This window comes from Ensifer sp. R1-3 (genome assembly GCF_056739175.1).
This window is the reverse complement of record NZ_CP096515.1, coordinates 660,104-685,242: the sequence shown is the minus strand read 5'-3', so window position 1 is coordinate 685,242 and position 25,139 is coordinate 660,104. Positions and strand designations below refer to the sequence as shown.

Below are 25,139 nucleotides of genomic sequence, written 5' to 3'. Positions count from 1 at the left end.
CCCTATTGATTTCCGGCCATCAGACGGTCGGTAGCCGCGCGGCCGGAAAGGCTGTTCAGTTCGAATCGCGCCGAATTGGAGCGCGGGTTCCATAGGCCGCGGTCGATCGCCTCCAGCAGCCTCTCCGATATTTCCGAAAGCGCGGCCGGGTTCTTTTCGCGCAGGAACCCGAGGACTTTCTCGTCGGCGATATAGGCCTGATAGGCTGCCTCGAAGTGATGATCGCGGACCGCCCCGGTGGTCGCAGCGAAGGCGAACATGTAATCGACCGTCGCGGCGATTTCGAAGGCTCCCTTGTAGCCGTGGCGCATCACGCCGTCGATCCACTTCGGATTGACAACGCGGGCACGCACCACGCGGCCGATCTCCTCCTCGAGCGAGCGGATGACCGGCTTTTCGGGGCGCGAATGGTCGTTGTGGTAGATGGCCGGGCGCTGGCCGCCGAGATGCTCGGCCGCGGCGCTCATGCCCCCCTCGAACTGGTAGTAGTCGTCGCTGTCGAGCAGATCGTGCTCGCGATTGTCCTGGTTCTGGACCACGGCTTCGATCGAGCGCAGACGCTCCTCGAAAAGGCCGCGCTCCGCCTTTCCATCCTCGCCGGCACCGTAGGCGTAGCCGCCCCAGGTGAGGTAAGCCTCGGCAAGATCGCCGCGCGTTTCCCAGCCCTTCTCGTCGACAAGCGCCTGCAGGCCCGCTCCGTAAGCGCCGGGTTTCGAACCGAAGACGCGATAGGAGGCACGGCGTTGAGCCTCCTTCGCGTCGGCGCCCCGCTCTGCCCACCGCAGCGTTTCGGCACGCATGCGGGCGGCGATCATATTGTCGGCATCGTCCTCGTCGAGCGCGCCGACCGCCCGGACCGCCTTGTCGAAGAGTGCTATCTGCTCGGGAAAGGCGTCGCGGAAGAAGCCGGAAATACGCAAGGTGACGTCGACACGGGGACGGCCGAGAACGGCAAGCGGAACGATTTCGTACCCGGTCACGCGACGCGAGGCCATGTCCCAGACGGGCTTTGCTCCGATCAGTGCCAAAGCCTGGGCGATATCGTCTCCGCCGGTACGCATGTTGGAGGTGCCCCAGGCCGTGAGGCCGAAGGAAGACGGCCATTCGCCATGGTCCTGCAGGTAGCGGCGGATGAGCAGCTCCGCCGACTTCTTGCCGAGCTCGTAGGCCGCCGGCGTCGGCACGGACCGGCTGTCCACCGAATAGAAGTTGCGCCCCGTCGGCAGCACGTCCGGACGGCCGCGCGTCGGCGCACCCGAGGGACCGGGGGCGACAAACCGGCCGTCGAGGCCCGTCAGCAGACCCTTGATTTCCGCCTCGCCGGAGCTTTGGATCGAAGGCTTCAGCCGCGTCTCGATCACGTCAAGTACGGCGCGGGTGTTGGTCCATTCCACCGGACAGGCGATTTCGCCTGAAACGAGCTTCGCCGCAAGCAGTTCGATGCGCTCGACCGTGTCGCCGGCGGTGCGCCATGGCGCATCCGAGAGGGCGGCGAGAAGATCGGGCTGCGGGCCGGCCCAGGGATCGGACATGACGCAATCGAGCGGGTCGAATGGTTGCGAGCGTGAAGCCGCGTGCAACCCCAAGTCCACCGCGATTGCCCGTTGCAGGCTCTGATCTCCGCCCTCACCCAGACCCCGCGGCACACGGGCGAGCGCGACCGTGAGGTCGGTCAAAAGCCGTCCTTCCGGCGCCAGGCCGAAGATATGCAAGCCGTCGCGGATCTGCATTTCCTTGAGGTCGCAGAGATAGGCGTCGAGTTTTTCGAGCGCCTGGTTCTCGCTGTCGCCCTTCTCGATCCCGGCGTCGTGGTCGAGGCCGATGTCGCGGACGAGATCGAGGATCTGCCGGCTGAGCAGCCTGAGCCGCCGCGGATCGCCGCCCGCAGCCTCGTAATATTCGTCGACCAGCGCCTCCAGGTCCTTGAGCGGTCCGTAGGACTCCGCCCGCGTCAAAGGTGGCGTCAGATGGTCGATGATGACGGCGCTCGTCCGCCGCTTGGCCTGAGTGCCTTCGCCGGGATCGTTGACGATGAAGGGATAAAGATGCGGCATCGGGCCGAATATCGCCTCGGGGTAGCATTCTTCGGAAAGCGCCAGCGCCTTTCCGGGAAGCCATTCGAGGTTGCCGTGCTTGCCCATATGGACGATCGCATGGGCGCCGAAGACCTCGCGCAGATAGGCATAGAAAGCCAGATAGCCGTGCGGCGGCACGAGGTCCGGAGCGTGATAGGTTTCCTTGGGATCGATGTTGTAGCCACGCGCCGGCTGGATGCCCACGAGCACATCGCCGAAGCGCGCGAGCGGCAGGGCGAATACGCCGTCGATGAAGAAGGGATCGGCCTCCGCCGCACCCCAGCGCGCGGTCACTTCCTCTTGAATCTTTTTCGGAAGCGCGTCGAAGAAACCCTTGTAGCGATTCAAGGAAATGGTTTCGCGGATTTCCCGGTCGCGGCTCGCCGCATTGGTCGGCCCGGCCATCAGAAAGCCGATCAGCGCGTCGCCGTCATCAGGAACATTGCCGACAGCGTAGCCTTCTGCCGTCATCGCCTTCAGCACTTCAATCGTGCCGGCAGGCGTATCGAGACCCACGCCGTTTCCGAGGCGTCCGTCGCGGTTCGGATAGTTGGCCATGACGATTGCGACCCGGCGGCCCTCGGGCCGGGTCCGGCGCAGCTTCGTCCAATTGGCGGCGAGGCGTGCCGCGAAGCGCGCGCGATCGGCAAGCGGCTCGTGGCCGACGATATTGGCCTCCACCAGCGGGTCGTAAACCGAGGCTGCCTTGAAGGAAACGGCACGGGAGAGAACCCGCCCGTCCACCTCCGGCAACGCGACATTCATGCCGAGATCGCGGGCCATCAGCCCTTGAGCCGAAGTTTCCCAGGCCTCCCGCGACGACCCGGAAAAGATGACCTGCAGCACCGGCGCGCCGCCCGATTCGAGCACGGTCGGCTGGCGGTCCGCGCCCGGCGCGGAAACGGCAAAGCCCGTGGCGTTCATCACGACATCCGGAAGGGCTTCGGCGAAGACCGCTTCGAGCGTGCCGATCGAGACCGGATCCTTGAGGCTGGAGACGAAAACGGGGAGTGCCCGCACGCCCTCGGCCGCAAGCGCCTCGATCAGCGCCTCTACCGGTTTCGTCTCCCCGCTCTGGACGAGCGCGCGGTAGAAGCAGAGGGCGACGGTGGGTTCGTGTTCCGCTCTGTCCGCCTGCGCGGTGGGTACAGCCCGACGCAGTTCGGATAGGCGAACCCATTCCTCGACGCCGATCAGGCCCCTGCCCGGCCACCATATGCCGGCCTTGAGCAGCGGCCGCGCCGGCTGCGGCTTGTCGCCGCCGTCGATCAGTGCCTGCGCGTAATCGAGGAAAAGGCCGGCATTCTCCGCGCCGCCTTCGGTGCAATACGCCCAAAGGCGCTGCCGGTCTTCCGCCGAGACGGTGGAGAACGGGTCGAGGCCCGGGTCCGGCTTGTCGTCGCCCGGCAACACGGCGATCTGGAATTTATTCGCAACCGCCGCGGCGTAGAGCGCCTCCAGGACGTAACGGAAGTAGCTCGCACCACCGAGCGGCCGTACGACGATCAGCTTCGCATGCCTCGCCGTGCGTTCGACGTAGGTGTCGACCGACATGGGGTGCATGAGATTCATCAGGCTGGCGATCCGCAGGCTTCTTGCGCCCGCGCGCTGACGATGGGCAGCCGCGATCGAGGCAAGTTCCGTATCGGCCGCCGACAGGAACAATATGTCGCCCGGGCTCTGTCCGAGGTCGATCGCCTCATTACCGTCGGCGATCGTTCCTTTCTGAGCTAGGAGGAGATGCATGGATGCTCCCGCAACAAAGACCCCTCCCGAGGGGTTGGGGAGGTGAACTTCAGTTTCACACTCAAAATCGCCTCACACGAGTGCCGAAATCGCTGCACGCACGGCAGGCTCGTCCATGTCGTGCAGCCCGATGACGACGAGACGCGTGCTGCGTGTTTCGCCGGAAGCCCATGCGCGGTCGAAATACTGGTCGATGCGGCTGCCGACCGCCTGGACCAGGAGGCGCATCGGCTTTCCCGGAACGTCGACGAAGCCCTTGAGGCGCAGCACGTCGTGCTCTGAGATCACGCCCTTGAGCCTTTCGGTGAAAGCGGCAGGGTCGGCTATCGCGCCGAGCTCTACGACGAAGCTGTCGAACTCGTCGTGATCATGCTCCTCGCCTGCCTCATGCTCCATCTCGTGGTGAGACTTGCGGTTGACGATATCGCCCTCCGTGCCCACGCCAAGCCCGAGCAGGATGGCGGCGGCTACCTCGCCGTTCCTCGCCTCGATCATCGTCGGCTTGCGGCTGATGCGGGAGGCCACCTCTTCGCGCACGGACTTGAGTCCCGCGGCGTCGATAAGGTCCGTCTTGTTGAGAACGATGAGGTCTGCGGCGGTGAGCTGATCCTCGAAAAGTTCTTCGAGCGGGCTCTCGTGGTCGAGATTATCGTCGCCGACGCGCAGCGCGTCCACCTTGTCGTGATCATCCGCAAAGCGGCCCGCGGCGACCGCTGCGCTATCGACCACTGTGACGACGCCGTCGACCGTTACCTCGCTGCGGATGTCCGGCCAGTTGAATGCGGCGACGAGCGGCTGCGGCAGCGCCAGGCCGGAGGTTTCGATGACGATATGATCCGGCCGGTTCTCCCTCTCGAGCAGCTTCGTCATGGTCGGAATGAAGTCGTCGGCAACGGTGCAGCAGATGCAGCCATTGGTCAGTTCGATGATATCCTCTTCCGAACAGGCTTCCGCTCCGCAGCCCTTCAGCACATCGCCGTCGACCCCGAGATCGCCGAATTCGTTGATGATCAGCGCTATGCGCTTGCCGTCGGCATTCTGCAGCAGGTTGCGGATCATCGTCGTCTTGCCGGCACCGAGAAAGCCGGTGATGACGGTAGCCGGTATCTTGCGCTGCGGAGCCCTTGCGAGTGTCATGAATCAACCCTTCATTTTCAGCGGCAGTCCGGCCGCGACAAAGTAAACTTCTGCGGATTTCTCCGCCACGATCTGATGGAGCCGGCCGGCGTGATCGCGAAAGTCGCGCGCCATCCGGTTTTCCGGGACGATCCCGAGACCCACCTCATTGGAGACGAAAACGAGGCGCGAGCGCGCCTCGGGCAGAAAGGCGGCGAGCGCGGCGAATTCGGCGGCCATGTCGCGCTCCTCCATCATCAGATTGGTCACCCACAGGGTCAGGCAGTCTATGAGGACAGCCCGGCCGGGCTCATCGATGCGGCGAAGCAGCCCCACGAGATCGAGCGGTTCCTCGTGCGTGGTCCAGCCCTTGCCCTGCCGAGTGGCCTGGTGAAGGGCGATGCGCTCCTGCATCTCCTCGTCGAAGGCCCGGCCGGTCGCAAGATAGTGCATCGGAGACCCGGTGGCTTCGACGAGTTTTTCCGCGAAGGTGGATTTTCCCGAACGCGCGCCGCCAAGCACGAGGGTCGGGCCGAGATTGGAAATGTCCATTACCGCTTGCCATAGCGATGGCTGTAGCGGCAACGGCGCACGCCGAAAACGCGTTCGATCGAAGATCTATGAGCCACGACAACCTCCGTGCTGGCATCGGGGAGCATCTCCCCTCGGGCGGAATGCCCTGACGGATGGCAGGTCTCCTGGCTCACGGCGTCACGATCCTCATGGCCGCACGTTCGCCGGACCGGCTCGGCCCGAAAAACGATGCGGCAAAAGACCGAACGGGCTCGCCTCGCCTTCCCGGCGTTTGCGGCATCGCGAAAGGCGGACGATTCGTAGAAGAAGAGGCGTCCTGCCCGGCTGATCGCAATGCCACGCCAGTGGCTTTTCCGACATGTCGCCAAACTTCACGAGACTGCCCCATGCAGCGCGTTGAAATTCGGCGAAATGCCCGATGGCGAACCCTGACCGTTCTACAGTCGCGGGGTCGGCTGCGATAAGGGCGCCCGGCGTGGGTCCGCCCCGTCGCATTCCCATTTACTCCCTCGCCCCACCTCGGCACGAGAGAACCATCCATACTGCGTTAATTATGAAGCGGCGGCGGCAAAGTCAATCGACGGCCTGCGACACCGGGGCCGCCGATTACGGCAGAAATGCGCTTTGCGTCGGCTACTCCGAACGGGTAGGCAGACACTTCCGCCCACCCCATGATAAGAATGAATGCTTGGGGTCCGGCGACATTGTGTCGATCCGGTTATTTCTCATTCACGCTCATGATCCCGGACCACGTCGGCCGCAGGAGATCATCGTGGAGGGTGCGATGTTTCACTTGCGTCGTGCCGCAATCGCTGTGTTGGGCGCAGCGTTTTACGGTTCCATACCGACAATTGCTGCCGAACCGGTTGGAGAAGCGGTCCGGATCAGGACGGTGGTCACCGGCAGCGGCGGACCGCTCGTGGAGCGGGACGCCGTTCACCGGGACGAGCGAATAAGCACGTCCAGATCCGGGCTCGGCCAGTTCGTGTTCCGCGACGGCAGTAAATTGGCGGTGGGGGCAGGCTCTTCCGTCGTCATCGACAAGTTCGTCTTCAACGATTCGAAATCGGTGCAGCAACTCACCGTCGCCGCCGCCAAAGGCACGTTTCGCTGGATCAGCGGAAATTCGAAGCACTCGGCCTATCAGATCCTGACACCTGCCGGAACGATCGGCGTACGCGGAACCGTGTTCGATTTCTACATCGGCAATGACGGAACGACTGCGATCGTTCTCCTGGAGGGCGCGGCCCGGTTCTGCGGCCCGGCGGGATGCCAGCAGCTCACCCGACGCTGCGATTGCGTGATCGCAAAGCGCGACGGAACCATGACGGACACGCACAGGGCCGGTCGCCGCACACTGGCGACGCTCGGAAACCGGAAGGCCCTGCCCTTTCTTTCGGGCGACCAAAGACTGTCTGCCTCCTTCGGCAGCATGAGCGGCAGTTGCGGTATTTCGGCCGCTGTCGAGATCAAGCCGACCGCGCCGGAACGCGCGCGGCCGCCCGAAAGAGCAAGCCCGCAAAAGGCGCCCCGCCCGGGCAAGACACCCAGCAACGAGCCGGGCAAGCGTGGCCTCGACAAGGGGAAGAAGGGGCAGGACACGGGCAAGAAGGGGCAGGACACCGGCAAGAAGGGCCAGGATACCGGCAAGAACGGGCAACTGGACACAGGCACGAAGAAGGGCCGCGGTTAGAGCACTCCCTCTCTACTCGGCGGATCCGACTTCGTCTGCGAACGGCAAAGGCTCACCGGCAAAGTGGTCTGTCCGGCGCCCGATGCGGCGGTAGAAATCCGATAATCCTCCACATAGGGCCGGAGCCTTGAGCTTTGCGGCATTGACGAGTTCTCTGCGCGGCCGTGACCTCGAACGCATCGCCCCGATCAACTGTTCATGAATGCGCTGCAGTTCGGAAAACTCGGCCGAAGCGGCCATATGCTCGTCACCGACCACGGCGTAAACCCGCGTTCGCGTGCTCTTGCCCTTCAGCGCCAGCGCCCCCGCCTCCAGCACGGCGCACCGTTCGCCCAAATCCGCCGTCGTCTCGGATATAAGAATATCGAAGCCGACATCCTTGCAGGCGGCCTCGATCCGGGCGGCGATGTTGACCGCGTCGCCGACGGCCGAATAGTTGAAGTGCATCTCCGCCCCCATATTGCCGACGCAGGCAAGCCCGGTATGGATTCCCACGCCGATCGCCACCTTTTGATCGCTCCCGAAGCCGAAGGCGTCGCTCTCGTTGAGCCGGGCGAGCGTCTCGCGCATGGCCAAGGCGGCGCGGACCGCCTTGCCGGGGTGATCGGCGACGTCGACGGGCGCGTTCCAGAACGCCATGATCGAATCGCCGATGAACTTGTCGAGCGTGCCCTCGTTGGCGATGACATGGCGGCTCAGCGCATCGAGCAGCGTATTGAGAAACCGCACCACCTCTCCCGGCGTCAGGCGCTCGCTGATCTCCGTGAAGTTGCGCACATCGACGAACATGATCGTCAACTCACGATCGTCGCCGCCGAGACGCAGGGCGTCCTGCGTATGCTCGATGCGATAGAGAAGCGAGGGCGACAGGTACTGGCCGAAGGCGCGCCGAACCACGCGCCGCTCCCGGTCTATGACCAGGAACCGATAGGCGGTTGCCGCAAAATGGGTGATCGATCCGGCAAGGATTGGAGCCAGAGGGTCGAATAGCAGGCCTGCATAAAGGAAGGCTGACCAGGAGGCCACGAGGGCCAGCGCGGTTATCAGGAGGCCGCAGGCAAGCGCGACGGCCGGGCTGACGAAGGTGGTCAGCAGGACAAGCAGGCTGCCTGCAGCCGCGATCGCAAGGATCTCCAGTCCGTCCGCCCAATCCGGGCGGGAGAGAAAGTGGCCCGAGAGAACCTGCTCGACAGTCTGCGCGTGCAGCGACACTCCGGGCACATTGTGCCCAAGAGCCGTGGTACGAATGTCCTGCAGGCCTGCTGCCGACGTGCCCACGAATACGATACCGCCTTCGATCGCTGCCCTCGTTTCGGCGGAAACTCCGCCGGGCGCCAGCACCCGGCCGGCAGAGACATATCTTTCAGCGCGATCCGGACTGACATAGAGCCAGAGTTCGCCCGCTGCGGTCACCGGCACCACGAATTCGCCGACCTTGATCAGCGTGATGGTATCGGGCGCATCCGGAGCACCCGCTACGATGTAGGTGGAAGCGCCTTGAGCCACGCGCAGCGCTTCGAGGGCCAGGTTCGGATAGAGTTGCTCGCCATCGCTCAACAGCAGCGGGACCGAGCGCACGACGGCCGACCGGCTGCCGGGATTGAGGCTTATATGGCCCAGGCCCGCGGCCCTGGCTTCGAGTTGCGGCCTCAAAGGAGTCGCAGCCGTAAGCCGCGGCGGCGCATCGAACGGGCTTTCCCCGGTGAAGGCGAAACCCGCTTTCACCGGCGGCCGGTAGTTGCCTGCGTTGGTAAGGCCGAAACCGAGCACGACGGGCCGGTCGCCGATCGATCGTGCGAGTATCTCGTCATTGTCCGGCAACCGCTCAAGGAGCGCCTGATCGATTCCGGCGACGTCGCGCATGACGCTGCGCGGCGAAAGACGGTCGGGTTCGGAGAACAGGATGTCGAAGGCTATCGCCGCCGCGCCAATTTCCGAGAGCCGGTCGACCAGAGCGGCAACGCGGTCGCGCGGCCACGGCCACTGGCCGAACTCTTTCAGCGACGCCTCGTCGATGTCGACGACGCGAACCGGAACGTTCTCGAAGCTGCGCGGCGCCAGGCGCTGGTACTCGTCGAAAGTGAGATCGCGGGCGAGACGCAAAAGTGGCGGATCGGTTGCACGCAGCACTGTGAGCGCCGCGACGATCGCCAGGCCGATAATGACCCCAACTAGCTGCGTGCGTGCCATGGCAGCGCCCTTCGCGCCGGACGCCGTCGCCATGCACAGCGGCGAAGAGGTCGTCCTACCCCGAAACCATGCTGCATTTTTCGCAAGGCGTATGCAACGGAGAACGTGAAGACGGGTGTAAAGCTCAGGTCCTGGTTGGAAGGACCTTGTCGAGAAATGCAAGCATGGCGCCGTTGAACACGTCGGGTCTCTGCAGCGGCGCAAAGTGGCTGACGTGTTCAAGCGCGATCAAGTCGGCTGCGGGAATGCTCCGGGCGAGATATTGGGCGTGCTCCCATTTTATGAACTCGTCCTTCTCGGCCTGCACGACCGCGACCGGTACTCGGATTTCGGCGAGGTCGCCTGCCGAGTAATTGGGTTGCGTACTCATCATCTCGCTGACGGCCGAGACGAAGTCGTCGAACTGATCCGGCGTCGCCGACAATTCGGCATAGTCCTTCCGGTGCCGGGCGAAGCAACGATCGATAACCGGAGTGGCCTCGAATTCTGTCGCGCCGCTCGGGTCCATGTTACAGGCGAAGAAAAAGACGCCGGCAATGCGCTCGGGCGCGCGGTTCGCAAGAACGAGGCCGATGCAAGCCCCGTCGCTCCAGCCCACCACGGCGAACTTCTGAAGCTGCAGCATGTCCGCGACGGCGAGGACGTCGGATGCCATCACTTCGTAGCTGTAGGGCCGCTCATCACGCGTGCTGCGCCCATGTCCGCGGCTGTCGATGAGCACGACGCGACGGCCGGCGTCAAGAAGCGGCGCAAGCTGATAACCCCAGTTGCCGCTGTGGCCGAGGCCGCCGTGCAAAAGGACCACCGGTGCTCCCGCGCCGTATGTCGAATACCAGATCCGGGCGCCATCGCGCTCCACATAGCCCTGCTCCGCGGCTGGAGGCAGAGCCGGTGCGCCCCGGGCTTCGAACTGCCGAAGATCGTCGTCGTATTGCTGCATTCCGATCCTTTCAACGAGCCGTTTGCTGCGCTGGCGGCACGATACGGTCCGGGGCGGGAAACTCCAAACGGGCACGCCTCGTCCGGCCGGCCCTACCCGAGCAGTGTCCCGAGCCACGCCCGATCGAGTACCGTTTCGAGTTCCAAGGCGATCTCGTCGAGAGCCGCATCCACCGACCGGCGGTAATTGCCTCCCCCGCCTTCGATACCGAAGCTCTTGAGCAGCGCGGACCGGTAGGCGTCGCTTCCGAAAAGACCGTGCAGATAGGTGCCCATCACGCGGCCGTCCGCCGACATCGCTCCATCCGGGCGGCCGTCGATCTCGACCGGCGCGCGGCTGCAATCGGCGCCCGTCGTCTTGCCGAGATGGATTTCGTAGCCTTCGAGCGCGACGTCGTATTCCCGCGACCAGGCGCGGCTGTTGCGAACCGTCTTTTCCGGAGCCATCTCCGTCTCGACGGACAGCAGCCCCAGCCCCTCGATCTCGCGCTTGCCGCCCTCGATACCGAGCGGGTCGGCAACCCGGCTTCCGAGCATCTGATAGCCGCCGCAGATACCGACGACCCGGCCACCGCGCCGCATATGCCGGTCGAGATCCCGGTCCCAGCCCTGCCTGCGGAAATCGTCGAGATCGGCAATGGTGGATTTCGAGCCGGGTATGACGATGAGGCCCGCATCGTCGGGAAGCGGCGTCCCCGGCCGAACGAAGACTATGTCCACGTCCGGCTCCGCGGCCAAGGGATCGAGATCGTCGAAATTGGCGATCCGCGACAGGACGGGGACTGCGACCTTCAGCGCCTTGCCGCCGCCCCGCGTCAGCCTCTCGAGGACGACGGAGTCTTCGGCAGGCAGCCGCCCGGCACTTTTCAGCCAGGGCACGACGCCGAAGCAAGGCCAGCCGGTGAACTGACGGACCGATGCGATGCCGTCATCGAAGAGGGTGACATCACCGCGGAATTTGTTGATGAGGTAGCCGGTGACCATGCGCCGGTCGTCCCCCGGCAGGATCGCATGCGTGCCGACCAGGGACGCGATCACACCACCGCGGTCGATATCGCCGACGAGAACCACGGGCACGTCAGCGCGGGTGGCAAACCCCATATTGGCGATGTCGCCGGCGCGCAGGTTGATTTCGGCCGGCGAGCCGGCGCCTTCGACGATCACGAGATCGGCGCCGGCGGACACCTGTTCGAAACTCTCCATGACCGAGCCGAGGAGGCTCGGTTTGAGAGCCTGGTATTCCCTCCCCTTGGCCTGGCCCGCCACCCTGCCCTGGACGACGACCTGGCTGCCCACATCCGATTGCGGCTTCAGAAGCACCGGGTTCATATGCACGGAGGACGGCACGCGCGCGGCAAGCGCCTGGAGCCATTGCGCACGGCCGATCTCGCCGCCGTCGTCGGCAACGGCGGCATTGTTCGACATGTTCTGGGGCTTGAACGGTTTTACGCTGAGGCCATGATTGGAAGCGAGCCGGCAGAGGCCCGCTACCAGTACCGATTTTCCGACATCCGAGCCGGTTCCCTGCAGCATGATCTTGCGTGTCATGCCTTTCCCGTAGCATCGAAACCGCCCGCCGCAAAGCTCTGTTCCGACGCGATTCCGCCATGATTGCGTCACCGGCGGTCACGGTGCATTTCCGGCCTTCTTCAAGCGTGCGAAAATTTCTTGCACGCTTGCTCAATTGCGACATGCCGTGCCGAGCCTGGCATTCAAGTCGTCCCGGCAAGAGCCTATATCCGCGCCATCGAAACCCCGCCGGAAAATTGCCCGGTCTCCCAAGGTAGAAAGCCATGCTGTTCGTCTTCGGCAAACCCAACTTCGTTCAGATCGCCTGGAACTCCAAGGCGCCGAACGGCCAGTCCCGCGTCCGCAATGTCGTCGCGGAAGCGCCGGTCGGCCCACTCGGCCTCATCCGAACGTCCAACGTCGGATAAAGCGCCGCGTCGCGTTCGAAACCGCCCCCTTTTTCGGGGCAGCTTGTTCACGCTTCCCCCGAAATGCAAAAGCCGCACCCAACCGTTGGAACGGAAGGGTGCGGCGATCAGATTATTCCGCTGAATATCGGGTCCGGCACGCACTACCTGATCCGGACCTGCGGCAGTCGCCCGCCGCAGGCAGACAATTATCCCCACAACCTTACCGGATCGTTATTGAGGTCTTAACCAAAAGTGAATTTCGTCGATTTCGCCGTTCGTGTGCTCGGTACAGCGAGGGCGTCACGGCGGAATACGCCGCCGGCGCCAGACGCCGGATGAAAAGGTTGATTTCTCAACGCGAACACTTAGGCTTGCCGCAATGACAACGAAGTGGGCCGGCTGGCAGCTTCAGCGCGGGAGCGGTTAGGCGGCGCTCCATCCACCATGTGTGGCCGCAGTGACGTGAAGGTGTCGACGGACATGAAAAAACTCCTTGCTACCCTCATCCTCATGGCAGGCATATGCTCTCTGGCGGGCCCCTCCGGAGCTGCCGAATGCGGCGACGTCAGCATAGCCGAGATGGACTGGGCCTCGGCGGGCGTCACGGCTCACGTGGACAGGTTCATCCTGGAAAACGGCTATGGCTGCAGCGTGAAGCTCGTCGCCGGCGACACGATGCTGACCTTCACCTCGATGAACGAGAAGGCAGAGCCCGACCTGGTGCCGGAACTCTGGATCAACTCCGTACGCACGCCTTTCGATGCCGCAGTCAAGGAGGGCCGCCTCGTCGAGGGCGCCAAGATCTTGAGCGAAGGCGGTGTCGAAGGCTGGTGGATTCCGAAGTTCATCGCCGACGCGCACCCGGATATCCGAACGGTGCAGGACGCGTTGAAGCACCCGGAACTCTTCCCTTCTCACGAGAACCCCGCAAAGGGAGCGATCCATAATTGCCCTTCAAGCTGGAACTGCCGGTTCTCCACCGCCAATCTCTACAAGGCTCTCGATGCGGAAAAGGCCGGCTTCCAGCTGATCGATCCCGGTTCTGCTGCCGGGCTTGACGCGTCGATCACCGAAGCATTCGAGAAGAAGACCGGCTGGCTCGGCTACTATTGGGCTCCGACCGCCTTGCTCGGCAAGTACGAGATGACCTTGCTGTCTTTCGGTGTGGATCACGACAAGGCGGAATGGGACTCCTGCACTGCCGCTCCGGATTGCCCGACCCCAAAGGTGAACTCCTATCCGGTCTCGGACGTCTATACCGTGGTGACCAAGTCCTTTGCCGATAGAGCAGGCAGCGCCATGGACTACGTCGAGGCGCGGCAATGGGAAAACGCGACGGTAAACAAGGTTCTGGCCTGGATGGATCAGAACCAGGGGACGAACGAGAGCGCCGCCCGCTACTTCCTCGGGAACTTCCAGGAGATATGGACGCAGTGGGTAAGCCCGGAGGTCGCCGAAAAGGTGAAGGCGGCGCTCTGATTGTCGGTCGGATCGGCCTGAAGTCGTGAACGTGATCGATTCCGGTGCCCCTTCGAGGATGCGGCTGCCTGATGCGCGACGCACGAGCCGCGCCTGCGTCGCAAACAGTAAAGCGGTCCGCGTCTTCCGCTGTCACAGTTCTGATGCAAGGAGCGGCAAGCGCCGCGAAAACGCAGTCGGCGTAAAAGCTCCAAGCCAAGAGAAGGGGAAAGGTTGTCCATGGCTAGTCACGCAATCGAGGTGAAGAACCTCTACAAGATTTTCGGCCCGCGCGGGGAGGATTACGTCAAGCTCGTCGAGAACGGGATGGGTAAGGCCGAACTCAACGAAAAGCACGGCCACGTGCTCGGACTGCAGGACATCAACATTTCCATGCCTGGCGGCTGCATAACGGTCGTGATGGGGCTCTCGGGGTCCGGCAAATCGACGCTGATCCGGCACATCAACCGGCTGATCGATCCGACCTCCGGCGAAGTCCTCTACGACGGCGTCGACGTCTGCAAGATGAACGAGAACGACCTTCGCGCATTCCGCCGCCACAAGACGGCGATGGTCTTTCAGAAATTTGCACTGCTGCCGCATCGCACGGTTCTCGAGAACACCATATACGGTCTGGAGATCCAGGGCGTGGACCGGCGCGAGAGCGAGAAGCGTGCGCTTGGCTGGATCGAGCGCGTCGGCCTTCAAGGCTTCGAAAAGCACTATCCGAACCAGCTTTCCGGCGGCATGCAGCAGCGCGTCGGCCTTGCCCGCGCACTTACAAACGACGCCGACATACTGCTGATGGACGAAGCCTATTCGGCACTCGATCCGCTGATACGCGTCGACATGCAGTCGGTGCTGCTCGAACTGCAGAAGGAGTTGAAGAAGACGGTGGTGTTCATCACCCACGATCTCGACGAGGCCCTGAGGCTCGGCGACAAGATCGCCATCCTGCGCGACGGCCGCGTCGTGCAGCAGGGAACCGGCCAGGAAATCGTGCTCTCGCCGGCCGACGACTACATCACGGCCTTTGTGAAGGAAGTGAACCGCGGGCGGGTGGTCAACGTGGAAACGATCATGCGGCCGCTGTCCGGCAATCCGGAAGGCCTGCCGCTCGCCGCAGGCACCGTGCTCGAAGCCGCCGCCCGCACCATGACCGGCGCGCAAATAAGCAATGCGCATGTCGTCGACGCCAATGGCCGCCCGATCGGTGCGATCGACCTGCAGATGATCATCTCCGCCATGGTGACGCCCGTGCAGCATACCGACCGGCAGGCGGCTTGATTCGCATTGAGGGGCGCCCATGGGCGCCCTCGTTCGGGGGATATTCGGCTGGCCGGTTTGCCGCGGAAGATGTACATGGCTACTCGAAACGTCGTTCTGACTGACGCCCAATCAGCGCTGCTTGAACGGTTGGTCGCCTCCGGGCGCTATCAAAATGCCTCGGATGTCTTGCGCGCCGGGTTGCGGCTGCTCGAGCGGGAAGAGGCCGAGCTGGACGATTTGCGGGCAAGGCTGAGCACAGGACTCGATGAAGCCGGTCGCGGCGATCTAGCCGAAGGTACGGGCGAAGAGGCGATCCGCCGTGCTTTCGCGGCAGCGCATGCAGCCACCTGATGCCGAAATCCTGGCGACTGACCCGATCCGAGGAAACGTCGTTGACCGTTATCGAGGGCGTCGCGCGGCGCCCTCGACACCGGATATTTAAGTGACCGCCAGCCTTCCGCTGATGTATCGGAACTCCTGCGTCTTGCCTCCATAGCCGTAGGCTGCCGCCGGTACCTCATGCACGAGCACGTAGCTTTCGGGATGGACAGTCCCGAGAATATCCTCGAAGGCCGCGAAGATCGCTTCGATATAGGCGCCAAGTTCCTGTTTGGTATTGGTGCCGTCGACAACCTTGATGTCGAGCCAGAAACTGCTGGCCTGCTGCGATGCGAGCGACTTTCCGCCCGCGAACCAATGCCGGGGATCGACATAGCTGACCACGACCGCCGTCACCGAGGGGTCCTTGCGAAGATGCGACTGCGTGAGGTCGCTTACCTTTGCCGCTACTTTCTCCGAAAGCTCCGGCTCCGGCTGTCCAGTAAAGCTGATGTTGATGATGGGCATCACAGGTTCCTTTCTCGAAATAACACCTCTTCAATTTGCCACCACTGCCACATCAGAAAAATCGAATTGTTTTGCAGGAATACTTCTATAAAATTGAAGCATGAATCCGATCGACCCCGAGCTGCTGCGCACTTTTCTCGCATTCGCCGAGGGCGGCTCGCTTGCAAGAGCGGCAATGGCCGTCAACCGTTCGCCCTCCGCCGTGACGGCGCAAATGCAGCGGTTGGAAGCGCTGATCGGCGAGCGCCTTCTTGCGCCCGCCGGGCGCGGACGTGTGCTCACGCCCGTGGGAGAGGAACTCGCCGCGCATGCCCGGCGCATTTTGGATGCGCATCGCGACGCCTGGCTCAGCCTCAGGGGCGCGCGCGCCGATGGACGAATCTCCCTCGGCAGCACTCAGGACTTTGCCGATACGATGCTGCCCGGATTGCTGCGCCGCTTCGCGCGCTCCCATCCGCGCATCCGCCTGGATTTGAGGATCGGCAGGTCGAAAGAATTGACGGCCGCCTTCGATCAGGGCCAGATCGACATTCTTCTTGCCATGCGACAGGCGGCTGCAGATGACGAATTGCTCGTGCTCGGCGAACAGATGCTTTGGCTCTGCTCCGACAGGGGCTTGGCAACGGACGAAGAGGAGCTACCCCTCGCCGTGCTCGACCCACCTTGCGGCTTCCGCGCCGCCGCCATATCGGCCCTAGAGAGAACCGGCCGCCGCTTTCGGATCGCGGCAACGAGCCCCAGCCTGTCGGGCTTACGCGCGGCTGTCTTGAGCAGCATCGCCGTTACCACCCGGACGGAAAGATTTCTCAGCACTGGCATCGAGCGTGCTCCTGCCCATCTCGGCTTGCCGTCCCTGCCACCGGCGGAATTCAGCCTGCGGCTGCACGCCCGGGCGGATAAGCCCGCAGCCGACCTTGCCGCGCTGCTTGCGGACGAATTGCCGCGTTGATCTGTGCAATTCTGTTGCCAACACATAAAGATATCTTTATATCTTATTGCAATTCCATTCAGCCGGGAAAATCCGATGTCCGTTGCAGCCCATGCCCTTTCCGATCTCCTCGCCCAGAAGGGCGTCCTGCTTGCCGATGGAGCCACAGGCACGTCGCTCTTCGCCATGGGGCTTGAAGCGGGCGAGGCGCCGGAGATCTGGAACGAGACCAAGCCGGACAACATCACCAAGCTGCATCAGGACTTCGTGGATGCCGGTGCCGACATCATTCTCACCAATTCCTTTGGCGGCACACGCCACCGGCTGAAGCTTCACCAGGCCGAAGACCGGGTCCACCAGCTCAACAAGCGGGCGGCAGAAATCGCGCGCGCCGTCGCCGACAAGGCTCCGCGAAAAGTCATTACGGCCGGGTCCGTCGGCCCAACGGGCGAACTGCTGATACCGCTCGGCGCCCTCTCCTATGAGGACGCGGTCGCGGCCTTTGTCGAACAGATCGAGGGCCTGAAAGCCGGCGGCGCGGAGGTCGCCTGGATCGAGACCATGTCCTCTCCGGACGAAATTCGTGCGGCCGCCGAAGCCGCGGCGAAGGTCGGCCTCCCTTATGTCTACACCGGCTCCTTCGACACCGCCGGCAAGACGATGATGGGCCTGCACCCGAAAGACATTCACGGCGTCGCCGCCGATATCGGCGAAGGTCCGGTTGCCGTCGGCGCGAATTGCGGCGTCGGGGCGTCGGACATTCTTTCCTCGCTGCTCGACATGACGGCTGCAAGCCCAGGGGCTACGATCGTCGTCAAGGGCAATTGCGGCATTCCCGAATTCCGCGGCTCGGAGATCCATTATTCCGGGACTCCGCCGCTGATGGCGGAATATGCCCGGCTGGCCGTCGATGCCGGTGCCAGGATCATCGGCGGCTGTTGCGGCACCTCCTGCAACCATCTGGCCGCAATGCGGCTTGCGATCGACAATCACACCAGGGGCGAGCGCCCCACGCTCGAAACGATCGTCGAGAAGATCGGACCGTTGCGCAACAAATCGGCAAATGAAGGCCCCGCCGCCCCGGCCCGAGAGCGCCGTCGGCGCGCGTAAGGTAAGGCTTGCGGCAGCTCCGGCGGCAAGCCGGAGCTATCCTATTTTACGGGACCAGAGTGAGTGCGCATGTGCGCCGCCGGGACGGCGCTGGCGCTAACGAAAGCAAGCTTTTCGGCGAGATCGCAAATCCCGCGCAAAGGTGCCCCGAGCCGGCCGCGCTCCGCCGTGCAGCCATATTCCGCAGCACTGGCAAATACCGGGTAGAACTGAAGCGCGGCACCGAGATGACGGGACCCCTCTTCGGAAAAATGCCCATGGTCTTCGAAGAGCGCCACTCCCTTGTCCTCGGTCCGGCAGCGACCTGCGCCGCAAAGGTAGCCGGTGAAGCTTACGACCGGATAGTAGCCAGCGATATCCGCCAGCACCGAGAGCACGTCGCGGTCATGGGACTGCACATTCGCAAGCGGCGCCCCGCAGTCATCGGCGGAGGTTCCAAGCAGACGGGCTCGCGCGACGCAAAGTCCGGTATCGCGCCCATCCTGGGGCGGCGGCGCGATGACGACCGGCCGAAAGCCGTTCTGCCGTAACCATGCGAGGCTTGCTCGATAGCTACCGGTCACGATCCGGGCGTCCGACGGCACCACTCCCTTACCGTCGAGAAGCATCGTCTCTTCCTCCAGATACTGATCCAGCGGCGAGGACAACACGACATAGCGGATCGACTTGTGGGCCAGAAGGAAGCGCTGCACCTCCTTGTTGTGCTCGATGCACTCCTGCGGCCAAGCGGGCTCGAACTTGGCCTTGATCGGGGCGAGGCCGGCGAGCGGACCGCAATTATTGTTCGTCAGTTGCATAAGCCGTGCGTCCGGTTCGGACGCCAGGATGCCATCGACGAGGTGCCTGGCGAAGGAGTCTCCCCAGACGGCAATGACCGGTTCGCTGCTTGTGCTGCATTTCAGGTCGATAACCGCGTTGCAATCCTTGCCCAGGCCGACGCTCGGCTTGGTCAGGCGGGCAAGATCGACATTCCTGGAGGCGAGACCGTCGCTGCCGTCGAGCACCAGGCCAGTCGCAACGGTTATGGACCCCACGGCCGCGACCGTTGCGAAGATCGCCTTCCGCCCGAGACGGGCACGATTGCGAAAGGGACCCTCGACGTAGCGCCAGCTTAGGTAGGCGAGACCGAAGCAGAGCACGATGAGCCCGGCGTAGCCGGCGGGCGTCACTCCGTCACTCGTGCGCAGCCGCGCAAATGCGAATACCGGCTGATGCCAGAGATAGAGGCTGTAGCTGCAGAGGCCGATCGCAACGAGCGGGCGGGCCGAAAGGCACCTGCCGATCAGCGTGTCGCCGCGGGCGAAAGCGAGAACGAGTGCCGTACCGGCGACGACCGGAACGGTCGCCCAGCCCGGATAATGTTCCGGGTCGGTTATCGATAGATAGCTCGCGGCGATGAGGAAAAGCCCGCCCCAGGCGAAGCACTCGCGGACGAATCTGGAGAATTCACGATTTGCAACCCCCGAGAGGGCGACGGCGGCACCGAGGCCGAGTTCCCAGAAGCGACTGGGCAGGAGATAGAAGTTTGCCGCCGGATCGATGCGCGCGACAAGCTGGGTCGCGCCGAAGCTCAGAACCGTCGCCGCGACGACTACCCTGAGCCCGGTCGCCTCCGACAGGCGGCGCAACGAAAGCAGAAGCAGGGGAAAGACGATGTAAAACTGCTCCTCGACCGCCAGGGACCAGGTGTGAAGCAGCGGCATGAGATCGGTGTCGGGCGTGAAGTAGTTCGTCTGGTCCCAAAAAAAGAAATTCGCCGCGAACAGGTTCGCCGCGTAGAGACTCTTGCCGAATTCGTTCAATTCCTTCGGCAGCATCCACATGAGCGCGAAGGGAATAGATACCGTACAGACGAACAGAAGCGCGGGCGCGAGGCGCCGTGCACGCCGCTCATAGAAAGCGACGATGCTGAATGCGCCGCTGCGGATCTCCTGGTGAATGAGGCTCGTGATCAGAAAGCCGCTGATCACAAAGAAAACGTCGACTCCCGCGAAACCGCCGGAGATAAAGCCGAAACCGGCGTGAAACAGCAGGACGGGGATTACGGCGACGGCGCGCAGCCCGTCGATCTCGGGTCTATAATGCATAATGCGAGGCAGGTACTTCCGTGAGGTCGGCGCGTCGTTAACATGTGCAATCGGCCGGCGCCACCCCGCCGATCACCTCACGCGCGCCCGTCGCAGATGATTGCGCCAGGCTTCGAGCCCTTCTTCGATGTTCCTACGGCCGAATCCGACGCGGAAGCGATCCTGCGCGACCGGCAGCAGATCGGAGACAAAAAGGCTTGAAGGAAGCAACAGCACGCCTGATTCCTCGACAAGGCGCCGGCAATGTTCCTCCACACTGCCCGGCCCGTGATAGCGGGCGAACCCGACGCAGCCGCCGTCCGGCGCCTGCCACTCGTAGAGATCGGCAAACTCGGCGAAGAAGGCGCCGAGTTTTTCGAGATTTCGCGTGCAGAGCGCGCGATTGCGTTCGAGTATCCGATGGCGGGATTTCAGCGCGATCGTCGCCAGCACCTCCGATGGCCGGGAATTGCATATTGAAAGGTAGTGTTTCATGCCTTCCATGCGCTGGAGAAGCGCGTGATCGCGGCAGGCGATCCAGCCGATCCGAAGCCCCGGAAGGCCATAGGCCTTGGACATGACGTTGAGCGAAATACCGTGGTCGAAGAGTTCGGCCGCCTGCGGCAGGCGCTTCTCCTCGTCGCGCTCCAGCCCTCGATAGACCTCATCGCTGAAAAGATGAATGCCGCGCTCGGCGCAGAGTGCCGCGAGCGCGCGAAAGACCGGCGGCTCGGCGACAGCGCCCGTCGGGTTATTGGGGAAATTGACCGCGATCAGCTTCGTATTCGGCTGCAGCGCCGCCTGGACATCGGCGATATCGAGCTGCCAATTGTTCTCGGGACGGAGTGCAACACCGCTTACCGAGGCGGCGATCGTGACCGGAAGGGTTTCCATCGACTGGTAATTCGGCACGGTGACGATGGCATGGTCCTCGGGACCGAGCAGAGCCAGCATGGCGCAGTAGAGCCCCTCCTCGGCACCGGCGAAGCAGAGGATATCTTCCGGCTCAAGCCCCTCGTAGGTCGCGGCGATCGCCTTGCGGAGCGCCGGAGCGCCATGGGTCTCCGTATAGCCGAGCGTCAGCCGCTCCCACGCGTCGCGATCGGCCTCGTCGGCAAGCGAAAGAAGTTCGGCCATCGACATCGTTTCGCTGTCGCTCGCGGTCATGTGGTGGCGCGCCGTGAACTCCCAGCGCGAGAAATGCGTCTCGAGGCGGAAGGCCGGCAAGGTCGTCATGGTCGTTCTTCCCTTTGAAGGCGAGGCTCGGTGCTCATTCAGGCGACGCCTTCGTCGCGCGCGGCTGAGAGATAGTTGTAGATGGATGCGCGCGAGGTGCCGATCAGGCTTGCCAGATGGTCGACGGCGTTGCGGGTCTTGAAGAGCCCCTGCTCTTCGAGTGCCGCAACCAGGGCCACGCGATCCGGGCGCTTCAAGGCGGAAAGCGCAAGGCCCCTCACCTTTAGCCAAGCGTGCAGCGCTGCATTGATCTCCTCGCGCCAGTCGCGCGAAAACAATGCTTGCGGCCGTGGTTCCGGCGTGCCGGCAAAGGCCGCGAGCAGCCTCACGGCGTCGTCGATACGGGAAACATCGAGATTGATGCAGAGCAACCCGACGGCGCGTTCTTCGCCGTCGCGCAGCACCGCGGATACGGATTTCAGCCGCCGCCCATCCGCACCCGTCTTTTCGTAGGGCCCAAGCACGGAGGCGCCCTCAACGATGTCCCCGAGGCCATCCTCGATGAGCGATTCCAAGCCCACGCCCCGGCCGGAAAAAGCATTCCAGATCGCGGCTATCCGCCCGCTCGCAAGATCGTGCAGGACGATCTCGGCATGGGGATAGAGCAGCGCACTAATCGCCGCGGCTGACGGCGCGTGGATCGCGAGACTCTGGGGGATGATGGGTTCAGTCTTCATGCCGGCATCTGACGGGGTTTGTATATTTTGTCAATATTAGACTTATAATACATCCGATCGCAAGTCAGCGCGGAAACTTCGCGACGACAGCGATGATCGGGCCGAGCGGAAACAGCCGGTCGTGCCGATTGATCTCCGGCGCATAAAGGCTCGAGATCGTACCATCCAGAAAGAGCGCATTGGGGCAATCCAGCGCGTCGCGAAACAAGGTCGCGAAATCGTGAAAGCGCACCGGCCGTTTCGACACGGCGAAGACCACCTCGCCATTGGGCGTCACCCCGACGCCGTTGCGGGTCTTGAGGCTGTCGCTATCCGGCAGGAAACGGGGATGCAGCGCACCGTCGATGACGAGCATCGGACCGGATTGCGTCGCGAAACGCGGCTCGATGCCGGCAAGGCGATAGGCCTCCGCAGCCATGACCCCGGCCTTGCCGTCGCCGACATAAAAGACGCCGTTCGGCAGCATGTGAAAGTTGCCCCAACCCGGATTTGTATTGAGCGGCGCCTGCTCCGCGCCCTCCTCCACATGCAGCCCGACCGGAGCGAGGTCCTCGTGGTACATGCCGCCGTTCATTGCGAAGACGAGGTACTGTTCGCGACGACGAAGTTCGACCGACAGCGCTCTGAAGGACCTGAACGGCACGCCCGCCTGGTCCTTGTTGTAGAGCCGTATGTCGCTCGTCGCCGGGTCGAAGCTGCAGGCGAGGTAGATTTCGCCGAGATGGCGAACATCGCGGCAGGCACCGAAGGCGGGTGCAGCGAGACCGGCGGATAGAAGGGCGGCGCCGGCGATGAAGGCTCTTGTAAACAGCGGCATCGAACAGACCCGGAGGGAATCATACGACGTAGCATCGCATGGATTGCAGCGGATTTATGTGGGCGCGCTCTGATTAAAACTCGATCGCCGCCATATGAAAACGCAACTGCCCCACCGCATAGCGATAGTCGCGCCCAACCGGACAGGCATCGCGCGACAGGCAGCCGTGAGCAAGGCAGCCGGCCACCCCTTCCCCGGTTCTCAGATGCGCGCGGCAGCGCCCGATATCGAATGTAGCGCCTGCCAAAGCATCCGCCGGGCAGGTGGAAAGGCAGGGCCTTCCAACACAGGTTTCGCAGGGGTGGCCACCCGCCGGCTCGCCCGTCACCGGCATGGCTCGATCGAACGCAAGCGCGCCGCGATAGCCGTGCCATAGACCGTAGAGCGGATGAATGAGGATGCCGAGCGGCGACGGCTTCAGCCCTTCGGCACGCATTGCCCATTGCTGGAAGGGCTGCCAAGGGGGATCGGACGGAAAATACGCCGAGGCGCCTGCTGCCGCAGCCGCCGGGCGGATGACCTGTTTCGACCAGTTGTCGAGCGGCTCCGCACCGCCGCCGTCGGGTTCGCCTTCGCGCCACCGGCGGAAAGGCTCCCAGACCGAGCCGCCGACATTGCCGATCAGCACCACGCACGCTGCGGGCTTGCCGCCTTCGAGCGTTGGTCCCGCCTCGCCCGGCGCGAAATTGATGGTTCCGCGCAAAAAAAGACCGTGCGGCGCAAGCGCCGCACGGATGGTTTCGAGCACATCGCTTTCCGATGCGTAAGGAGCCGTCATTTCGGTTTCGGCCCTTGAGTTTCGTAATGCGGGCGCCAGACCTCTTTCTGTATCATATCGGCCACCTGCGCCGCGCCGCCTTGCTCCCTGGCTCGCTCGGGAGCCTTTCAGGTGAAGGCGTCGGGCATCGAGTCCTTTCGCTTCGCGATGAATTCCTTCAGCGCCTCGTCGATCGCCGGATCGAGATAGGGCGCTTCATAATGTTCGAGCCACGAGCGGGCGAGCGCGTTGGCGCGCTGTTCGATCCGCTTTTCGCCCTCGATCTCCCACTGCTCGAAGGAGTTGTTGTCGGCGAGCGGCGAGCGATAGAAGGCGCTCTGGAAGTTCGCCTGCGTATGTGCACAGCCGAGATAGTGGCTGCCGGGGCCGACTTCGCGGATGGCGTCGAGCGCCTGCGCGCCTTCGGAAAGGTCCACGCCCTCGGCCATCTTCTGCATCATGCCGAGCTGATCCTGGTCGATCATGAACTTCTCGTAGGATGAGACGAGACCGCCCTCGAGCCAGCCGGCCGCATGCAGAACGAAATTGGTGCCGGCAAGCAGCGTCATGTTCAGCGTATTTGCCGATTCATGCGCAGCCTGCGCATCGGGAACCTTCGAGCCGCAGAGCGAACCGCCGGTACGGAACGGCAGGCCGAGGCGGCGAGCAAGCTGAGCAGCGCCGTAGGAGACGAGCGACGGCTCCGGCGTGCCGAAGGTCGGCGCGCCCGACTGCATCGAGATCGACGCGGCGAAGGTGCCGAACAGCACCGGCGCGCCCTTGCGGATCAGCTGGGTAAAGGCCGCGCCTGCCAGCACTTCGGCGAGGATCTGCGTCAGTGTGCCGGCGACCGTGACCGGGCTCATCGCGCCCGACAGGATGAAGGGCGAAACGACGCAAGCCTGGTTATGGCGGGCGTAGACCTTCGCGGCACCGAGCATCGTCTCGTCGAAGACCATCGGCGAGTTGGCGTTGATGAGGTTCAACGTCACCGCATTGTTCTCGACGAAATCGTCGCCGAAAAGGATCTTCGCCATTGCGACCGTGTCTTCGGCGCGCTCGGGCGCGGTGACCGATCCCATGAAGGGTTTGTCGGAATAGCGGATATGGCTATAAACCATATCGAGGTGGCGCTTGTTGACGGCGATATCGACCGGCTCGCAGACCGTGCCGCCCGATGAGTGCATCGACGGCGCCATATAGGCGAGCTTCACGAAGTTGCGGAAATCCTCGATCGTCGCATAGCGGCGGTTGCCCTCGAGATCGCGCACGAAGGGCGGGCCGTAAACCGGCGCGAAGACGGTCGCCTTGCCGCCGATCTGAGCGTTGCGCTCCGGGTTGCGCGCGTGCCAGGTAAAGTCCTTCGGCGCCGTCTTCAAGAGCTCGCGGCAAAGTCCCTTGGGGAAATGCACGCGTTGACCGCGCACGTCGGCACCAGCGGCCTTCCACAGATCGAGCGCTTCGGCATCGTCGCGAAACTCGATGCCGATCTCTTCGAGAACGACGTCGGCGTTGCGTTCGATGAGCTGCAGCCCTTCCTCGTCAAGAACTTCGTATTCGCGAATCCTGCGTTGGATATAGGGCAGAGACGGTCCCGGGCCACCGCCGGTGCGGGAAGCGCGACGCGCTGCCGCTCCCCGCCCCTCACCACGCGCGCGGCGTCCGCCGCCTTCGGCCGCACCTTGTTCTGTAACGTCGCTCATTCGCTCATTCCTCTTCCCGCGGTGCTCCGCGCATCATGCGCGATGAACGCCGCAACACTT

20 protein-coding genes are annotated in these 25,139 nt (G+C 63.5%); 7 read left to right on the top strand and 13 right to left on the bottom strand.

Annotation, left to right across the window (positions count from 1 at the left end):
• Positions 1-2 precede the first annotated feature (2 nt).
• The 3 genes from cobN to cobU all read right to left on the bottom strand — a co-directional run bounded on the left by cobN (position 3) and on the right by cobU (position 5,489).
• On the bottom strand, positions 3-3,821 hold the full coding sequence (gene cobN / locus M1D43_RS03330) for a cobaltochelatase subunit CobN (RefSeq protein WP_153313369.1): 3,819 nt from the start codon (positions 3,819-3,821) through the stop codon (positions 3-5).
• Positions 3,822-3,893: 72 nt separating this feature from the next.
• Positions 3,894-4,958 (bottom strand): cobalamin biosynthesis protein CobW, encoded by a 1,065-nt coding sequence (gene cobW, locus M1D43_RS03325; RefSeq protein WP_013844591.1) that lies wholly within the window; start codon positions 4,956-4,958, stop codon positions 3,894-3,896.
• 3 nt (positions 4,959-4,961) lie between these two features.
• Positions 4,962-5,489: a bifunctional adenosylcobinamide kinase/adenosylcobinamide-phosphate guanylyltransferase gene (cobU, locus tag M1D43_RS03320; protein ID WP_003530724.1), complete on the bottom strand. Its 528-nt coding sequence runs from the start codon at positions 5,487-5,489 to the stop codon at positions 4,962-4,964.
• 766 nt (positions 5,490-6,255) lie between these two features.
• Between cobU and M1D43_RS03315 the strand changes: the two genes are divergently transcribed.
• The gene (locus tag M1D43_RS03315; RefSeq protein ID WP_013844592.1) at positions 6,256-7,164 is read left to right on the top strand and encodes a FecR family protein; all 909 of its coding nucleotides are present in this window, start codon (positions 6,256-6,258) and stop codon (positions 7,162-7,164) included.
• A gap of 12 nt (positions 7,165-7,176) precedes the next feature.
• Here M1D43_RS03315 and cyaD2 read toward each other — a convergent pair whose 3' ends face one another.
• The 3 genes from cyaD2 to M1D43_RS03300 form a co-directional block, all read right to left on the bottom strand.
• Positions 7,177-9,354 carry an adenylate cyclase CyaD2 gene (cyaD2, locus tag M1D43_RS03310; RefSeq protein ID WP_153313370.1) on the bottom strand — a complete coding sequence of 726 codons (2,178 nt, stop codon included), beginning with the start codon at positions 9,352-9,354 and terminating at the stop codon, positions 7,177-7,179.
• A 124-nt stretch (positions 9,355-9,478) separates the two neighbouring features.
• On the bottom strand, positions 9,479-10,294 hold the full coding sequence (locus tag M1D43_RS03305; protein ID WP_003530716.1) for an alpha/beta fold hydrolase: 816 nt from the start codon (positions 10,292-10,294) through the stop codon (positions 9,479-9,481).
• Positions 10,295-10,386: 92 nt separating this feature from the next.
• A complete protein-coding gene (locus tag M1D43_RS03300; protein ID WP_003530714.1) occupies positions 10,387-11,841 on the bottom strand; it encodes a cobyric acid synthase in 1,455 nt (484 codons plus the stop codon).
• Positions 11,842-12,086: 245 nt separating this feature from the next.
• On the opposite strand from M1D43_RS03300, the gene M1D43_RS03295 reads away from it, so the two are divergent.
• The 4 genes from M1D43_RS03295 to M1D43_RS03280 all read left to right on the top strand — a co-directional run bounded on the left by M1D43_RS03295 (position 12,087) and on the right by M1D43_RS03280 (position 15,290).
• Positions 12,087-12,230, top strand: a complete 144-nt coding sequence (locus M1D43_RS03295; RefSeq protein ID WP_010969600.1) for a hypothetical protein — start codon at positions 12,087-12,089, stop codon at positions 12,228-12,230.
• A 462-nt stretch (positions 12,231-12,692) separates the two neighbouring features.
• Entirely contained in the window at positions 12,693-13,691 is a 999-nt protein-coding gene (locus M1D43_RS03290; RefSeq protein ID WP_153313371.1) for an ABC transporter substrate-binding protein, read from the top strand.
• A 219-nt stretch (positions 13,692-13,910) separates the two neighbouring features.
• The gene (locus M1D43_RS03285; protein WP_003530709.1) at positions 13,911-14,957 is read left to right on the top strand and encodes a quaternary amine ABC transporter ATP-binding protein; all 1,047 of its coding nucleotides are present in this window, start codon (positions 13,911-13,913) and stop codon (positions 14,955-14,957) included.
• Positions 14,958-15,032: 75 nt separating this feature from the next.
• Positions 15,033-15,290 carry a type II toxin-antitoxin system ParD family antitoxin gene (locus M1D43_RS03280; protein ID WP_153313372.1) on the top strand — a complete coding sequence of 86 codons (258 nt, stop codon included), beginning with the start codon at positions 15,033-15,035 and terminating at the stop codon, positions 15,288-15,290.
• Between the two features lie 87 nt (positions 15,291-15,377).
• On the opposite strand, the gene M1D43_RS03275 is transcribed toward M1D43_RS03280, so the two are convergent.
• Positions 15,378-15,785 carry a tautomerase family protein gene (locus M1D43_RS03275; protein ID WP_003530705.1) on the bottom strand — a complete coding sequence of 136 codons (408 nt, stop codon included), beginning with the start codon at positions 15,783-15,785 and terminating at the stop codon, positions 15,378-15,380.
• A 100-nt stretch (positions 15,786-15,885) separates the two neighbouring features.
• Between M1D43_RS03275 and M1D43_RS03270 the strand changes: the two genes are divergently transcribed.
• The gene (locus M1D43_RS03270; protein ID WP_003530702.1) at positions 15,886-16,734 is read left to right on the top strand and encodes a LysR substrate-binding domain-containing protein; all 849 of its coding nucleotides are present in this window, start codon (positions 15,886-15,888) and stop codon (positions 16,732-16,734) included.
• A 75-nt stretch (positions 16,735-16,809) separates the two neighbouring features.
• Positions 16,810-17,823 carry a betaine--homocysteine S-methyltransferase gene (gene bmt / locus M1D43_RS03265; protein WP_153313373.1) on the top strand — a complete coding sequence of 338 codons (1,014 nt, stop codon included), beginning with the start codon at positions 16,810-16,812 and terminating at the stop codon, positions 17,821-17,823.
• A 41-nt stretch (positions 17,824-17,864) separates the two neighbouring features.
• Here the strand turns inward: bmt and M1D43_RS03260 are convergent, their stop codons facing one another.
• From M1D43_RS03260 to M1D43_RS03235, 6 genes are all read right to left on the bottom strand, one after another.
• Positions 17,865-19,910: an acyltransferase family protein gene (locus tag M1D43_RS03260; protein ID WP_153313374.1), complete on the bottom strand. Its 2,046-nt coding sequence runs from the start codon at positions 19,908-19,910 to the stop codon at positions 17,865-17,867.
• Between the two features lie 72 nt (positions 19,911-19,982).
• A complete protein-coding gene (locus tag M1D43_RS03255; RefSeq protein ID WP_153313375.1) occupies positions 19,983-21,125 on the bottom strand; it encodes an aminotransferase class I/II-fold pyridoxal phosphate-dependent enzyme in 1,143 nt (380 codons plus the stop codon).
• 38 nt (positions 21,126-21,163) lie between these two features.
• Entirely contained in the window at positions 21,164-21,802 is a 639-nt protein-coding gene (locus M1D43_RS03250) for a helix-turn-helix transcriptional regulator (protein ID WP_153313376.1), read from the bottom strand.
• 64 nt (positions 21,803-21,866) lie between these two features.
• Complete coding sequence (locus tag M1D43_RS03245; RefSeq protein WP_153313377.1) at positions 21,867-22,619, bottom strand: phosphodiester glycosidase family protein; 753 nt, start codon at positions 22,617-22,619, stop codon at positions 21,867-21,869.
• 73 nt (positions 22,620-22,692) lie between these two features.
• Positions 22,693-23,397 (bottom strand): 4Fe-4S dicluster domain-containing protein, encoded by a 705-nt coding sequence (locus M1D43_RS03240; RefSeq protein WP_153313378.1) that lies wholly within the window; start codon positions 23,395-23,397, stop codon positions 22,693-22,695.
• A gap of 107 nt (positions 23,398-23,504) precedes the next feature.
• Complete coding sequence (locus M1D43_RS03235; RefSeq protein WP_027989326.1) at positions 23,505-25,079, bottom strand: trimethylamine methyltransferase family protein; 1,575 nt, start codon at positions 25,077-25,079, stop codon at positions 23,505-23,507.
• Positions 25,080-25,139 lie beyond the last annotated feature (60 nt).

Bases quoted from the DNA above. Each gene is read 5' to 3' on its own strand.
- cobN (WP_153313369.1), bottom strand. From the start codon at position 3,821: ATGCATCTCCTCCTAGCTCAGAAAGGAACGATCGCCGACGGTAATGAG.
- cobU (WP_003530724.1), bottom strand. From the start codon at position 5,489: ATGGACATTTCCAATCTCGGCCCGACCCTCGTGCTTGGCGGCGCGCGT.
- cyaD2 (WP_153313370.1), bottom strand. From the start codon at position 9,354: ATGGCACGCACGCAGCTAGTTGGGGTCATTATCGGCCTGGCGATCGTC.
- M1D43_RS03255 (WP_153313375.1), bottom strand. From the start codon at position 21,125: ATGACGACCTTGCCGGCCTTCCGCCTCGAGACGCATTTCTCGCGCTGG.
- M1D43_RS03300 (WP_003530714.1), bottom strand. From the start codon at position 11,841: ATGACACGCAAGATCATGCTGCAGGGAACCGGCTCGGATGTCGGAAAA.
- M1D43_RS03295 (WP_010969600.1), top strand. From the start codon at position 12,087: ATGCTGTTCGTCTTCGGCAAACCCAACTTCGTTCAGATCGCCTGGAAC.
- M1D43_RS03280 (WP_153313372.1), top strand. From the start codon at position 15,033: ATGGCTACTCGAAACGTCGTTCTGACTGACGCCCAATCAGCGCTGCTT.
- M1D43_RS03285 (WP_003530709.1), top strand. From the start codon at position 13,911: ATGGCTAGTCACGCAATCGAGGTGAAGAACCTCTACAAGATTTTCGGC.
- M1D43_RS03270 (WP_003530702.1), top strand. From the start codon at position 15,886: ATGAATCCGATCGACCCCGAGCTGCTGCGCACTTTTCTCGCATTCGCC.
- M1D43_RS03315 (WP_013844592.1), top strand. From the start codon at position 6,256: ATGTTTCACTTGCGTCGTGCCGCAATCGCTGTGTTGGGCGCAGCGTTT.
- cobW (WP_013844591.1), bottom strand. From the start codon at position 4,958: ATGACACTCGCAAGGGCTCCGCAGCGCAAGATACCGGCTACCGTCATC.
- M1D43_RS03240 (WP_153313378.1), bottom strand. From the start codon at position 23,397: ATGACGGCTCCTTACGCATCGGAAAGCGATGTGCTCGAAACCATCCGT.
- M1D43_RS03235 (WP_027989326.1), bottom strand. From the start codon at position 25,079: ATGAGCGACGTTACAGAACAAGGTGCGGCCGAAGGCGGCGGACGCCGC.
- M1D43_RS03305 (WP_003530716.1), bottom strand. From the start codon at position 10,294: ATGCAGCAATACGACGACGATCTTCGGCAGTTCGAAGCCCGGGGCGCA.
- M1D43_RS03290 (WP_153313371.1), top strand. From the start codon at position 12,693: ATGAAAAAACTCCTTGCTACCCTCATCCTCATGGCAGGCATATGCTCT.
- M1D43_RS03245 (WP_153313377.1), bottom strand. From the start codon at position 22,619: ATGCCGCTGTTTACAAGAGCCTTCATCGCCGGCGCCGCCCTTCTATCC.
- M1D43_RS03275 (WP_003530705.1), bottom strand. From the start codon at position 15,785: ATGCCCATCATCAACATCAGCTTTACTGGACAGCCGGAGCCGGAGCTT.
- M1D43_RS03260 (WP_153313374.1), bottom strand. From the start codon at position 19,910: ATGCATTATAGACCCGAGATCGACGGGCTGCGCGCCGTCGCCGTAATC.
- bmt (WP_153313373.1), top strand. From the start codon at position 16,810: ATGTCCGTTGCAGCCCATGCCCTTTCCGATCTCCTCGCCCAGAAGGGC.
- M1D43_RS03250 (WP_153313376.1), bottom strand. From the start codon at position 21,802: ATGAAGACTGAACCCATCATCCCCCAGAGTCTCGCGATCCACGCGCCG.